This window comes from Comamonas sp. SCN 65-56 (genome assembly GCF_001724135.1).
Lineage (GTDB): Bacteria > Pseudomonadota > Gammaproteobacteria > Burkholderiales > Burkholderiaceae_C > Comamonas_C.
In genome coordinates this window covers 1-11,916 of record NZ_MEDS01000016.1, presented here as the reverse complement: position 1 = coordinate 11,916, position 11,916 = coordinate 1, and the positions used below count along the sequence as shown (strand labels likewise).

Sequence of the window (11,916 nt, the reverse complement as noted above, 5' to 3'; positions counted from 1 at the left end):
AATTGCTATAAAACCGATTGGCTTTGGATTGGCTTAAACGCGGGCTTCATTGGCTAGCTTTTCTGTCTCAAACGCCACAGCGCGGCATTGGTGGCACCGCCCGCGTTCTCGATCAAACCTTCGCGCACCATGTCCTGCAACAGGTTTTTGATATAGACCTTGCGACTGTGATCCGATGCAATCGAAGCCGGGAGCTTTGACAGCAACATGGCGTTGATCTTGGCGCGCCGTTGCGGGCCCAGAGTCAGCAAGTCCCGCACCAGGGCCTTGTAGTGCTTGGCATCCAGCCCCTTGTTGTCCAGGTACTCCACTTCCTGACCGAGCGCCACCGACAACCTGGCAGAAATATGCAGCCGGGGACTGCGCCCCTCGACCAATCCTGCCCGCCGCAACTCGGCGACCTGGGTCGCATCGAGCTTGTGCTTTTTCTGCACCCGGTCGAGCCACAGCACATGCTCGATGGGCAAGTCCGTGCGCTCCATCAGCCAGTGGCTGTAGTTCTCGTCGATCTCCTGCCCATACACGTTGAAAACCGTGCGCAGCGGGGTCGAACCCTCGTAGTCCGGCAAGGGCAGAAAGCGCCGCCGCTGCGCCTGCACCATCTCATGGATTCCGAAGCCCGCTTTGTCGATCATGCCCACCTCAACCATGGCCTTGGCCAGGCGCTCATTGCGGTAGCGTTCGGGCGTACGCGCACCGCTGGCGTATTCGTCGGGCTGGCCGTCAAAAAAGCCGCCCAGATTGATCATGCGCACCATCCCCACGGTTTCCTCGATCACCACGCGCCCGCATTGCGCGTAGTCCTGGTGCGCCAGGCAGTTGTGAAGCCCTTCCAGCAGCACCGTTTTGGTGTCGTAGCGCGGCAAGGTCACGGGCAGCAACTCATTGAGCGGAAACAGCTTGATGTTGGGATTGCGCACGCGCTGCGCCACGTCGGTGGTCGTGAGCAGAAACGGTGGGTGGAAAGGCTCCGCAACCCGTTCGGCCGCTACCTTCCAGATGATTTCGACTGGGTGCGGCGACAGCAGCGCCATGGCGCTTTCAGGTCGCCCCAGCAGCAGCAGGGCAGCGCGGGTCATGCGGCCATGAATGGCGAGGCCGATCTTGTCCAGCAGCTTGTCCACACTCCACATCGGTATTTGCGCGGCCCACGATTCACGCTGGTGCTTCTCGGCGTATTTCTCCCGCGCCTTGGCGATGGCGGCCTCGTCCAGATCGGCCAGCGTGGCGCCATCGACCACGGCAGCGCTCCAGTCCTCCCCCGCCAGATGCTCGGCCAGGATGGCACGGCGCCGGTCCTCGCGCAGCTCCACCAGGCTGTCGCCATCGCGCTGCCAGGCCTTGTCATGCGCCAGCACCAGCTCGCGCGGCGCGTGGCGCGGCACGTGCACCAGCCACACCACGGCGCCGGTGTCGCGCGCATGCAGCTCTTGCACATGCAACCCCATTGACGGCAGGCCGGGCGTTTTGCCCAGCACGCGGTGCACCACGTTTTCCACCGTGTAATCGGCAAAGTCCTGAATGCCCGTGGGCGCCAGGGTTTTGTCCTGCGCGCCAATCACCACGCAGCCGCCCTCCATGTTGGCCAGGGCGCTCACATAAGACACCAGATCGCCGCCTTCTTTGCGGCCTGAGATGTTGGACTTGAGCGATTGCCACTCCTTCCACTCGTGGCGCTCGTTCTCCCGTGGGAAGTGGGCGCGCAGCCAGCGCTGGAGTTCGGCGGCAGTCTCGAAGAAATCCATCCCTCTCACCTCGCCTTCACGTCATACGGAATGTGCTTGAACGTGACCCGCGCGCGCGCCAGCGTCTCGGGCCCCAGGCGGTTGGCCTCGCCGTAGACCACCAGCGGCGCGTCAGGGTAGGGCGTGCTGGCGTGCAACTGCAAGAGCGCTTCGAGCACCGCGCGCGTCAGCACATTGCCGCTGGCCGGGCGCTTGTCGCCCAGGATGCCGTTGAACAGCAGGTAATAGGCCGTGCGGCTTTGCAGCACGGGCTGGCCCCCATCCCCACCTTCCCCCAGAGGGGGAAGGAGCAACTCCCGCGCCGCGCCCCCCTGCCTTTCTCCCTCCCCCTCTGGGGGAGGGCTGGGGTGGGGGCCAGCGCCATCACCACCTTCAAGCGAAATCGCCCCCTCGTGCCCATCAGTCAAGCGCGAACAGCTCTCAAAAACAGAGTATGTCCCCAGCCATGGCGTGCCCGGCTGGCCTTGCGCGGCATCCCAAACGCGACCCGTCTCCTGTTGCCAGATGAAAGCGGCGAGCGTGGCAAAGCGCACCTCGGGATGGATGCCGCCGTGGGCATCGAAGATGGGCGCGCCCAGAGTGCAATAGCGAAAACCGCCGCCGCCCTGCCAGCCCACGGCCGCGCTGATGCCGCCTGGCTCGCCCGCAATGACTTTTTCGAGGCGCGGCAGGCAGTGGGTGGCGGCGTGCTCGCCCATCTCGATGCCGATCCAGCGCCGCCCCATCTTGTGCGCGACGGCGGCCGTGGTGCCGGAGCCGAGGAAGCTGTCGAGGACGAGGTCGCCTGGGTTCGTGGCGATGTGCAGGATGCGTTGGAGCAGGCGTTCGGGTTTGGGTGTGCCAAAACGGCCATCGGCAAACAAGGCCAGCCCTTCCAGCATCGCTTCTTGGTTGTGCCCCGACTCGCTGTGCGCCCAGATAGAGCGTGGAACTACGTCGCCGGAATCGGTCAAGAATTTTTTGATGCGCGGAGCATTGGCGTTGCCATCGACGCCCCAATACAGCATGTTGTTTTGGATGTGCTGTGCGTTCGCTTCTTGCGAATAGGCCCATACGCGCGTGCGCTTGGGCCAGACCTCTTTGCCCGTTCGCGGATGGATAAGCGGGTAATACAGATTGGGGCGTTCATCGGCGGTTTTCGCGCAGGTATAGGCCGCAGAGTTCCAGTCTCCACGCGGGTCGTTGTCCGGGTTGGTGTAGTACTTGGTTTGCTCTTTACTGCGCGGCAGGCGTTTCGGTTGCCAGAGAGGTTTGCTTTTGGCGTACACCAAGACGTGATCGTGGTCGCCACTGAAATAGCGGGCGTCGTTGGCTGGACTGACGCGCTTGTGCCAGGCAACATCCGCCACAAAATTCCCCCGCCCAAGCACCTCATCCATCAACACCTTGAGGTAATGCCCCTCGTTGTCGTCTATGGTCACCCAGATCGAGCCATCGTCGCAGAGCAGCTCGCGCAAGAGTTGCAGGCGCGGCAGCATCATCGACAGCCACTGGCTGTGCTCGAGCTTGTCGTCGTAATGCTCGAAGGCACTTTGCGTGTTGTACGGCGGGTCGATGAAGATGCATTTGACCCGGCCGCGGTAGAACGGCAGCAGGGCCTTGAGCGCTTCGAGGTTGTCGCCCTGGATCAACAGGTTGTCCGCCGCTGCTTGGGCATCGCCGTGGCTGGAGACGGTGTGCAGCAGCCGGTAAGGTACCTGGGCGGCGATGGTGAAGGCGTGGGCGCGGTTGAGCCAGTCGAGCGTGGGCATGAAGCGATGCGGATGCGGCGGCGATGAGCGCGGTCAAAGATCGGTGGCAAGCGGCGGCGCATCCCCCGCCCTGGCCAGCACCGCCAGCGCGTCGGCCGGCGTGGTTTGCGCAGCCAGTGCGCGCAATTGGCCCATGTAGAGCATCTGCTCGCGGATCAGCATGCCGTCGTGGATCAGGTCGGCGTAGAGGCGGTTTTCCGATACGCCCAAGGTCTGCGCCAGGCGCATGGCGCGCTCGCGTTCGTCGTCCTGGATACGCAGAGGGAAGGATGTTTTGTTCATCGTGGTCTCCGGTTGTCATTTGACTCCAAGGAGCATGCCGCTCTGACAGCCCCTCACGCCCCGCAGCATTTCTTGTATTTCTTGCCGCTGCCGCAGGGGCAGGGGTCGTTGCGGCCCACCTTGGGCGCGCCGCGCTCATAGGGCAGCGGGGCCAGTGGCTCGGCGTACCAGGACTGCCCGCGCTCGCTGCGGCGCCAGTCGCGCCACCACTGGCGCATCGCGTACACGTACGCCACGAGGTGCGCGGGCAGGGTGCCGTCATCGTCGATTTGCAGCTCGCGATGATCCGGGTTGTAGCCCATCTGGTAGAGCAGCACGGGGGCGAGCAGGCCGTGGTGTTCGGGGTCGGCGATGAGTTCCTCCCACACCGGGTCATCGGCGATCGCCAGGTGAAAGCCCTCGGCCCATTCGCGGCCCAGCCAGTCGCCCCGCCGCGTGCCATCGTCGCGCAGTTGATAGGGCGTGATGCGATCTTCCTGGGGCACCTCGGCAATCCACGGCGTGTAGATGTTGTCCACGCTGCGCTCTTCGGCGGGCACGGCCAGGCGCAACTGGATGTCGAGGTAGCGCGCGCACAGCAGGTTCAGCAGCCGGTCGCGCCGCGCCGTGTCATGCGCCAGCGGCAGCGTGGGCTGGTCGAAGATGATCTGCAACCATTCATGCGTGGGCGGCGCGTCGGGGCCGAGCACCAGCGCGGTGAGGTAGCCGTCGGCCTGCTCGGCGCTCATCGCGCCTTCGGGCAGGTCGCCCGCGCCCATCAGTTCGAAGTATTCGTCGGCTGCTGCATCGCCGAGCATGCAATCTTCAAGATTGCGGGCGCGCGCGGGGCCCATGTTCCAGGCAAAGAATTCGTTGAGTTCAAGCATGAAAGGCAGGCGATCGCGCGGCGCGCATCGCCCTTGAGATTCAAGGCAAACAGGGCTCCAGCCCTTGCGCATCAAGCGCAAGCAGCTATTAAAACAGGGGCGTTCAATGAATCGCCGCCGCGACGATGATGCTGATGCCCAGGCACATCGACGCCACCACCAGCGCGAGCGCGCGGTTCTGCTTCTCGACGATCTCGCCCCACAGGTCATACGGCGTGATCTTGTCGACGATGACGAAGCTGATCCAGAAAATCGCGACGCCGATGATGGCGTAGACGAGAGAGCCCAAGAGGGCTGCGGGTTTGAGCCATTCCATGATGAAGACCTCCGTTGAATTCATTTGTGACTGCCGCCGCTGGAATAGCCCCCGAAGGAGCCGCCCGAGCTGCGGCTGTAGCTGCCCGAGCTGCCGCCCGAAGAGCTGGAACTGCCGATGTAGGCGGCGAAGATGATGAAGGCGACGAAGATGATGAAGGCAAACACCAGCACGGTGGCGCAGCCCCCGCCGCCGCTGGCGGCGAAGGGGCCGACCTCGTCGCGCTTGAATTTGGCTGCGTCGGCGGCGCGGCCGAACGCGGCCGCGACGTTGGCCGACGCCATGCGGCTGCCCACCGACCAGGTGATTTCGGTGCCGCCCTGCTCGCGCGAGAGCAGCCCGGTGCCGCTGGTGGCGGCGTAATCGACGTTGCTGGTGCGCTGCCCGCGCGTGACGGGCCAGTAGAACTCGCCGGCGACGTAGGTGGTTTCGGCGCCGTAGCTGCTGGTGCGCCGGTAGTTGCTGCCCAGGTAGCGCGCCATCTGACCCGATTGCGCCTGCGTCGGCGCGCCGGTGGTCGGGCGCACCAGGCTCCAGCCGTCGCTCGCGTCCACGAGGAAGGTGAAGCCCTTCTTCTGGTGGTAGAGCAGGTATTCGTCCCAGCCGAACTGCTCATCGTCACCCGGCTCCTGCCCCATGCGGTGCTGAAAGCCCACCACCTGCCAGGGCACGCCTTCGAACTGGCCGATGCTGCCCAGCGCGATCAAGGGGCGCACGGGCTCGTCCTGCGTGCTGCTCACGATCTCGGCGCCTATGCCTTGCGTGAGGTCGATCAGGCTGTGGCAGTTGCCGCAGGTGATGCTCTTGCTGGTATCCAGTTGCACCTGAACGGGCGCGCCGCAATGCGGGCAGTCGAAGTGCCGGCCCTGCTCCTGCTTGACCGATTCGTCCTTCAGGCCCTTGAGGTTCAGATCGGCAAGCTGCACCGAGCGGCCGACTTCCAGCTGCGGCGGTGCACTGCCGTAGTCGATCGACAGCACTTGACCGTCGTCGCTGCGCAACTCCACCGCCGTGAAGGTCTGGCCCAGTGGCGGCAGCTTCGGCAGCTCGCCCTCGGCCGCCGCCAGGTGGGCCCGCATGTGCGCGGTGACGTTCCAGGCTTGGCCCGCGATCGTGACGCTGGCGCCCAGCGGCAGTTTTTCAGGTGGCGGCAGCGCGCCGTCCTTGACCTCGAGCGGGCGGGTGAAGACATAGGCGCCGTTGTCCTCGCCCAGCGTCGCGCGGCTGCCGTCGTCAAGGTAGGCGTTCCATTCGGCCCAGCCACCCTCCTCACCGCGAAACTGCATGCGGCCGATGAGCGTGAAGGTGAGCTTTTCCCACTGGCCCGTCGCCATCAGTTGCAGCGGGCTGTGCTCCTCGAACAGCTCGGCCATCTTGCCGATGCGCTTCAGAACTTCGCCGCTGCGCACCACCGTGCTGTGACAGTAGCCGCAGACGGCGTGGGTCGATTGCGCGCTCAGAAACTCCACCGGCGCGCCGCAGCCGGGGCAAGGCGCCGTGTAGCGGCGTTGCTGGTTGTTAGCCATGCGTTTTCGATCTTTTTTGGGCTTTGGCGCCCGGCTGGCGGGCGCCATCAGCTATCGAAAACGAAGGCTCAGACGAGCTTTTTCAGCAGCTCGGCCTTCTTTGCGGCGAATTCTTCCTCGGTGAGGACGCCCTTGGTCTTGAGCTCACCGAGCTTTTCCAGCAGGGCCATCACGTCCTCGGTCTTGACGCCCGCTGCGGCCGCACCGGCAGCGGCGGGCACCGCAGGTGCCACCCCCGGTTGCAGCGCCGCCTGCATGTTCTGCGCCAGGATCTGCCCCATCGCCACGCCCGCGCCCATGCCCAGCCCCGCTCCGGCCAGGCCCCCGCCGTCGCCCCCGGCGCCCACGCCCTTGGCCATTTCGGGGATCGCCTGCGCGGTCTGGTACTGCATGAACTTGCCCATGTCATTGCCGACCATGCCCATGCCGATCTTCTGGTCGAGCACCTTTTGCAGCTCGTCGGGCAGCGACAGGTTTTGCACCGTCACGCCTTCGACCTTGAGGCCGAGCTTGGCGAATTCGGGCTCCAGCGTCTTTGCCAGCGCCTGCGCGAACATCGTCTGGTTGGCCGCCAGATCGAGGAAGGCAACGCCCGATGAAGCAATGGCGTTGCTGATGTTTTGCAGCACCAGCCCGCGAAGCTGGCCCTCGACCTCGGCCGTGCCATAGCTCTCGCGCGTGCCCGAGACTTCGGTGTAGAACAGCCGCGGATCGACGATGCGCCAGGCGTAGTTGCCGAAGGCGCGCAGGCGCACCGCGCCGAACTCCGCGTCGCGGATGGTGATGGGCTGGGGCGTGCCCCACTTCTGGTCGAGCTGCTGGCGCGTGCTGAAGAAGTAGACGTCGCTCTTGAACGGCGACTCGAACAGCTTGTCCCAGTTCTTGAGGTTGGTCAGCAATGGAATGTTCTGCGTCACGAGCTTGTGCGTGCCTGCGCCAAACACGTCGGCCACGCGACCTTCGTCCACGAACATCGCCATCTGCGACTCGCGCACCACGAGCTGCCCGCCATTCTGGATTTCCATGTCGCGCATCGGGTAGCGCCAAGCCAGCACCCCGTCGCCATCTTCGGTCCACTGCAGGACGTCAATAAACTGTTTCTTGATGAAATCCATCAGGGCCATGGCGGTGCTCCGGTGACTACAGGAAGAGGGGCATCATAGCGGCGGGTCTGGCGCTTGCCTATCCGGGCGATAGGGAGAAACCATTGGCAATTTAAATGAGGATGATTATCATTTAAGTAATGACAAGGAGCTTGCCATGTCCCACATTCGTCGCATCGTCCACCGCAACGCCCACACCCTCGCCAAGACCGCGAGCTACTACCTGATCCATATCTGCGTGGCTGCGGCCGTGGCCTACGCCGTGACCGGCAACGTCTGGGCCTCGCTCACGCTCAGCCTGCTGGAGCCGACGGTGCAGGCCGGCGCCTTCTTCTTCCACGAAAGGGCCTGGGAGCGCGCGGCCCGGCGGCGCAGCATTCAAGCGAAGACGTTGAGCAGCGTGCCCGTGGTTTCCTGATAAGTGCGCAGCACGAAGACGTTGGCCTTGAAGGCCAGTTTCGCGGCCATCTGCTCGATCGCTTCCTGTTCCAGCGACACGCCCCGCTGATCGCTTTGAACCACCTGCGCGGTCACGCCCGAGCGTGGTCCGGCAGACGCCTCGCTCACGCGCTGCGGCGCAAAGCCGGGCGTGTTCATGTTGGCCACGTTGTGCGCACTCACGCGCAGGCGCAGGTCAGCGGCTTGCAGACCCGAACTGGCGATGGCAGCGAGGGAAGACATACCAGTGCTATCGGCGATTGCGTGCCGCACTTGAGGCCCACCTTGACGCTGCCTCGGCTTGTGCACAATCGCCACCATTGCCCTTGCTACCGATGAAACACCTGCTGCTCGCCTTCGCCCTGGCCCTTGGCACCGCGGCCCCCGCCTGGGCCTGGAGCAACCACGCGCTGGCCGCCTACCGCGCCTTCGAAGTGTTGCCTGAAGTGGCGCAGGCGGCGCCGGTGGCGGCCGAGCCGCTGGAGGATTTTCTGGCCGCGCAGGCGACGCCGATTGCCAAGCTGCTGGCACAGCAGGATGCCTGGGCGCAACAGCACATCGCGCATTACCCACCGCTGCCCGCCGACCTGCGCTTCGATCCCGCCATCGCCAGCCAGGGCGCACCGGCGCTGCGCAAAGCCTTTTTGATGGCGTTGCGCGTCTCGCCCGAGAGCCGCTTCGCGCTCTATGTGCAGCCTGATCCCCGGGGGCCGGAGCCGACGGCGGCCGCGCTGCCTCACGATGCCGTGAGCGCCCTGCCGCTGCGCGCCAAGGATGGCGAGGCGCACCACTTTATGCGCCTGCAGGCGGGCGAGGCGGTGGCGCCGCTGGCGGTGCTGGCCAGCGCCAGTGACGAGCCGGACTACGGCATGGACGTGAACCTCTGGGAGGACAGTCCCTCTGCCTGGGGGCCGCGCTACGGCTTCGGTCCATTGCCGTTTGGCAACCCGGCGCTGGACTTTGCCACGCAGGCGCCGTTTCACATGGGCTTCTACCATGAGTCACCCGTCATCTACGCAGCGGCAGGCTTTCTCAAGCGCACCTACCCCGAGCTGCGCGTACACCAGTTCATGGGCCTGTCCAGGCTCGCCTTTGAATCCGGTCATGCCTACTGGGGCTGGCGCTTTGCCGGTCTGGCGGCGCACTATGTGCAAGACCTGACGCAGCCCTACCACGCGCGTCTGGCACCAGGGTTTTCCACCGCGCGGCTCATCGGCATCCAACTCCTGGCCGCGCTGGGCATGCCGGCGCGCAAGAACGCCATGGTGGTGCTGCTCTCCAACCGCCATTTCGTGCTCGAGCGCTACGAGAGCCAGATGATCCAGGCCGGCGGCAAAACCGGCCAGCCGACAGCATTGGAAGTCGCGTTGCACGACAAGCGCCAGGATGGTGCAGGTGGCGCCTGGGGTGATGCCACGCTGCGCGATGCGGTTGCGCTGCAGTCCTTCGATGAGGGTGAAGCGGTGACGCGGCAACTGCTGGCCTGCGTACCCGCGCGCTACGTGAGCGATCCGGACTTCGACTTTGGCGTGGACGGCGGCAGCATCGATCTCATGAGCGCGGTGGCAGGTCAAGGCCCGCAAGCCAAGGCCAGTCTGGAAGCGAGCATCGCAACGCTGATGGGACACTTTGGCGCGCACAGCCGCGAGCTGGTGCGCGCCATCCTCACGCCCGTGCGGCAACCCTGAAATGCCGCAAACCCTCGCCGCAGCAGCGCACAGCGAGCTCATCATCAAGAAAAGCCGCTTCATCGCCTGCGTCGAGCCCATGCCGGACCGCGCCAGCGCGCAGACACGCGTGAACGCTCTTTGGCAGCAGCACCCCGGCGCCAGCCATGTCTGCTGGGCGCTGCTGGCGGGCGGGCAATCGGCGGCCGTCGACGATGGCGAGCCCAGCGGCACAGCCGGGCGCCCGATGCTGGAGGTGCTGCGCCACCAGCAGCTCGAAGGGGTCCTGGCCACCGTGGTGCGCTACTTTGGCGGCGTCAAGCTGGGCGCCGGCGGCCTGGTACGCGCCTACACCGATGCGGTGGCGCAGACGCTGCTCGGTGCGCAAAAAGTGGCGCTGGTACGCAGCATCGCGCTGCGCTGCGCCGTGCCCTACGCGATGGAAGGTCTGCTGCGTCGTGCATTGCAGCAAGCCGGCGCCACGCTGTTGCAAGTGGAGCACGGCCAAACGGTCAGCCTCGCGCTGCAATTGCCTGCCGACCAATCCCAAGCGCTGCAACAGCGCATCAATGCACTCACGCAAGGGCGCGCGATCTGGAGCGAAGAAAATATGTAACAGCCCTTCAGCTCCACGCCGCAGCTGCCGATAATGGACAGAACCGACTCCCGGGAAAGCGCCATGGACCTCGCACTCTCCAACTCCATCGTCAGCACCGCCACCCAGATGGCCAGTGCCAAGAACTCCGACGCGCTCAACGTACTGGTGCTGAAAAAGGCGCTGGATCAGCAAAAAGACAGCGCCAGCGCGCTGCTCGACGCGTTGCCACAACCCGCACCCACGGCCAATCTGGCGACCAGCGGAAACCTGGGCACGCAAGTCAACGCCTGGGCCTGAGACGCCTCACGGCGCGCTGGCTCCGACGAGCCAACAGCAGAAACACAAAAAGGCGCAAGGGCTACCCCTTGCGCCTTTCTCTCGTGCGTATTTGCCGGCCGCTTCAGCCAGCCATCGCCGCTCTTGCGCCAGCGCCGCAATCAGGACAGTTCGCCGCTGACCGGACGAAAGCCCCGGGCAATCGCCTCACGCGTGGCTTCGCGCACCTGGGCGCGGGTCAGGCTGCTGTCCACGGTACCTTGTGCCACAGGCATGTTGCCGACTTCAGGCGCCTGGGCCATGGCCTGGGCCTGCACGTCCGCGCGTTGGGCCTGATTCACCACCACGTTCTGCGGCTGGAACAGCGGGAAGGCGCCGGCGGCGGGCTGGGTATCGGCCGCAAAGGCGGTGCCCGAAACGAGCAGCGCGGCAGCAACGGCGGCAAAACTGAAATTCTTGCGGATCATGGTCTTCTCCTGACAGTGGTAAACAAACAAAACCAGTTGGGTAAACAAGTGGCTTGAGCCACTTCCCTTACCGGAGGTGCATCGTTTGATGTCCTTCGATGGCTTGTATTGTGCGGGTTTACCCTGGTTTAAAAAAGACCAATTTTCGAATTTGATTGTTTCTCAAAAAGAAACAATAGCCGACCGGATCGCATCCTGTACTGTAGGCAGCCGCAAAAGGCAAGAAATTGACTCTTTGAAAATCAATGGTTGGCGATCTCAAGTCTGAAGTGCAACACCAGTGGTTGAGAATCAATGAATCGTAGCCGAATCTTTCTCGCTGATGGCCGTCATGATGCGCTTGAAAGCTTGGTAGGGACTGTCCCATCCCAGCGTCTGCCTGGGTCGGTTGTTCATCAAGTCGGCAATCGAGTCCAGCGCATCTTGGTCATGCACCGACAGATCGGTGCCCTTGGGCAGGAACTGGCGCAGCAATCCGTTGGTGTTCTCGCAACTGCCCTTTTGCCAAGGACTGTGCGGATCGCAAAAGTACACCTTCACGCCCGTGGCCTCACTGAGCGCCTTGTGCCGCGCCATCTCTCGGCCCTGGTCGTAGGTGAGCGTTTTACGCAGGGGCGCAGCCACCGCATTGAGCTTGGCCGAGAACGCCGCCAGCGCACTTTCTGCCGTGCTGCTCTGCATCTTGCACAGCAGCACAAGACGCGTTGTACGCTCCACCAGCACACCGACCGCAGACTGATTGCCCGCACCCTTGATCAGATCGCCCTCCCAGTGCCCGGGCATCAGGCGATCTTCGATCTCGGGCGGACGCACATGGATACTCACCATGTCAGGGATCTGCCCTCGTCGATCCTGGCCCGCAGAGCGGGGCCTGCGCGTGC

14 protein-coding genes are annotated in these 11,916 nt (G+C 64.5%); 4 read left to right on the top strand and 10 right to left on the bottom strand.

The genetic code is table 11. The features are described from left to right. Positions 1-53: 53 nt before the first annotated feature. The 7 genes from ABS45_RS10230 to ABS45_RS10200 form a co-directional block, all read right to left on the bottom strand. A complete protein-coding gene (locus tag ABS45_RS10230) occupies positions 54-1,745 on the bottom strand; it encodes an ATP-binding protein (RefSeq protein WP_291555426.1) in 1,692 nt (563 codons plus the stop codon). 5 nt (positions 1,746-1,750) lie between these two features. After that, positions 1,751-3,496 (bottom strand): site-specific DNA-methyltransferase, encoded by a 1,746-nt coding sequence (locus ABS45_RS10225; RefSeq protein ID WP_291555425.1) that lies wholly within the window; start codon positions 3,494-3,496, stop codon positions 1,751-1,753. Positions 3,497-3,529: 33 nt separating this feature from the next. Continuing rightward, on the bottom strand, positions 3,530-3,778 hold the full coding sequence (locus ABS45_RS10220) for a hypothetical protein (protein WP_291555424.1): 249 nt from the start codon (positions 3,776-3,778) through the stop codon (positions 3,530-3,532). A gap of 53 nt (positions 3,779-3,831) precedes the next feature. Next, positions 3,832-4,644 carry a UPF0149 family protein gene (locus tag ABS45_RS10215; RefSeq protein WP_291555423.1) on the bottom strand — a complete coding sequence of 271 codons (813 nt, stop codon included), beginning with the start codon at positions 4,642-4,644 and terminating at the stop codon, positions 3,832-3,834. A 103-nt stretch (positions 4,645-4,747) separates the two neighbouring features. Further along, positions 4,748-4,960 carry a DUF350 domain-containing protein gene (locus tag ABS45_RS10210; RefSeq protein WP_291555422.1) on the bottom strand — a complete coding sequence of 71 codons (213 nt, stop codon included), beginning with the start codon at positions 4,958-4,960 and terminating at the stop codon, positions 4,748-4,750. A gap of 20 nt (positions 4,961-4,980) precedes the next feature. Next, positions 4,981-6,486 carry a DUF4178 domain-containing protein gene (locus ABS45_RS10205; protein ID WP_291555420.1) on the bottom strand — a complete coding sequence of 502 codons (1,506 nt, stop codon included), beginning with the start codon at positions 6,484-6,486 and terminating at the stop codon, positions 4,981-4,983. Positions 6,487-6,554: 68 nt separating this feature from the next. Continuing rightward, positions 6,555-7,610 carry an SPFH domain-containing protein gene (locus tag ABS45_RS10200; RefSeq protein WP_291555418.1) on the bottom strand — a complete coding sequence of 352 codons (1,056 nt, stop codon included), beginning with the start codon at positions 7,608-7,610 and terminating at the stop codon, positions 6,555-6,557. 136 nt (positions 7,611-7,746) lie between these two features. Between ABS45_RS10200 and ABS45_RS10195 the strand changes: the two genes are divergently transcribed. Beyond that, positions 7,747-8,007: a DUF2061 domain-containing protein gene (locus ABS45_RS10195; protein WP_291555416.1), complete on the top strand. Its 261-nt coding sequence runs from the start codon at positions 7,747-7,749 to the stop codon at positions 8,005-8,007. On the opposite strand, the gene ABS45_RS10190 is transcribed toward ABS45_RS10195, so the two are convergent. Further along, positions 7,968-8,270 (bottom strand): flagellar basal body protein, encoded by a 303-nt coding sequence (locus tag ABS45_RS10190; protein WP_291555415.1) that lies wholly within the window; start codon positions 8,268-8,270, stop codon positions 7,968-7,970. The genes ABS45_RS10195 and ABS45_RS10190 overlap by 40 nt on opposite strands. 92 nt (positions 8,271-8,362) lie before the next feature. On the opposite strand from ABS45_RS10190, the gene ABS45_RS10185 reads away from it, so the two are divergent. The 3 genes from ABS45_RS10185 to ABS45_RS10175 all read left to right on the top strand — a co-directional run bounded on the left by ABS45_RS10185 (position 8,363) and on the right by ABS45_RS10175 (position 10,589). Further along, positions 8,363-9,715 (top strand): hypothetical protein, encoded by a 1,353-nt coding sequence (locus ABS45_RS10185; protein ID WP_291555413.1) that lies wholly within the window; start codon positions 8,363-8,365, stop codon positions 9,713-9,715. Position 9,716: 1 nt separating this feature from the next. Next, a complete protein-coding gene (locus ABS45_RS10180) occupies positions 9,717-10,310 on the top strand; it encodes a YigZ family protein (RefSeq protein ID WP_291555411.1) in 594 nt (197 codons plus the stop codon). 63 nt (positions 10,311-10,373) lie between these two features. Then, the gene (locus tag ABS45_RS10175) at positions 10,374-10,589 is read left to right on the top strand and encodes a YjfB family protein (RefSeq protein WP_291555409.1); all 216 of its coding nucleotides are present in this window, start codon (positions 10,374-10,376) and stop codon (positions 10,587-10,589) included. A gap of 140 nt (positions 10,590-10,729) precedes the next feature. On the opposite strand, the gene ABS45_RS10170 is transcribed toward ABS45_RS10175, so the two are convergent. Both ABS45_RS10170 and ABS45_RS10165 read right to left on the bottom strand, forming a co-directional pair. Continuing rightward, a complete protein-coding gene (locus ABS45_RS10170) occupies positions 10,730-11,035 on the bottom strand; it encodes a hypothetical protein (protein WP_291555406.1) in 306 nt (101 codons plus the stop codon). Positions 11,036-11,326: 291 nt separating this feature from the next. Next, positions 11,327-11,916, bottom strand: a 590-nt coding sequence (locus tag ABS45_RS10165; RefSeq protein WP_291555405.1) for an IS30 family transposase, incomplete at its 5' end; no start/stop codon positions are given.

What these genes read in the sequence shown, in the direction of transcription:
- ABS45_RS10230 (WP_291555426.1), bottom strand. Translation starts at nt 1,745, where the DNA reads ATGGATTTCTTCGAGACTGCCGCCGAACTCCAGCGCTGGCTGCGCGCC.
- ABS45_RS10225 (WP_291555425.1), bottom strand. Translation starts at nt 3,496, where the DNA reads ATGCCCACGCTCGACTGGCTCAACCGCGCCCACGCCTTCACCATCGCC.
- ABS45_RS10220 (WP_291555424.1), bottom strand. Translation starts at nt 3,778, where the DNA reads ATGAACAAAACATCCTTCCCTCTGCGTATCCAGGACGACGAACGCGAG.
- ABS45_RS10215 (WP_291555423.1), bottom strand. Translation starts at nt 4,644, where the DNA reads ATGCTTGAACTCAACGAATTCTTTGCCTGGAACATGGGCCCCGCGCGC.
- ABS45_RS10210 (WP_291555422.1), bottom strand. Translation starts at nt 4,960, where the DNA reads ATGGAATGGCTCAAACCCGCAGCCCTCTTGGGCTCTCTCGTCTACGCC.
- ABS45_RS10205 (WP_291555420.1), bottom strand. Translation starts at nt 6,486, where the DNA reads ATGGCTAACAACCAGCAACGCCGCTACACGGCGCCTTGCCCCGGCTGC.
- ABS45_RS10200 (WP_291555418.1), bottom strand. Translation starts at nt 7,610, where the DNA reads ATGGCCCTGATGGATTTCATCAAGAAACAGTTTATTGACGTCCTGCAG.
- ABS45_RS10195 (WP_291555416.1), top strand. Translation starts at nt 7,747, where the DNA reads ATGTCCCACATTCGTCGCATCGTCCACCGCAACGCCCACACCCTCGCC.
- ABS45_RS10190 (WP_291555415.1), bottom strand. Translation starts at nt 8,270, where the DNA reads ATGTCTTCCCTCGCTGCCATCGCCAGTTCGGGTCTGCAAGCCGCTGAC.
- ABS45_RS10185 (WP_291555413.1), top strand. Translation starts at nt 8,363, where the DNA reads ATGAAACACCTGCTGCTCGCCTTCGCCCTGGCCCTTGGCACCGCGGCC.
- ABS45_RS10180 (WP_291555411.1), top strand. Translation starts at nt 9,717, where the DNA reads ATGCCGCAAACCCTCGCCGCAGCAGCGCACAGCGAGCTCATCATCAAG.
- ABS45_RS10175 (WP_291555409.1), top strand. Translation starts at nt 10,374, where the DNA reads ATGGACCTCGCACTCTCCAACTCCATCGTCAGCACCGCCACCCAGATG.
- ABS45_RS10170 (WP_291555406.1), bottom strand. Translation starts at nt 11,035, where the DNA reads ATGATCCGCAAGAATTTCAGTTTTGCCGCCGTTGCTGCCGCGCTGCTC.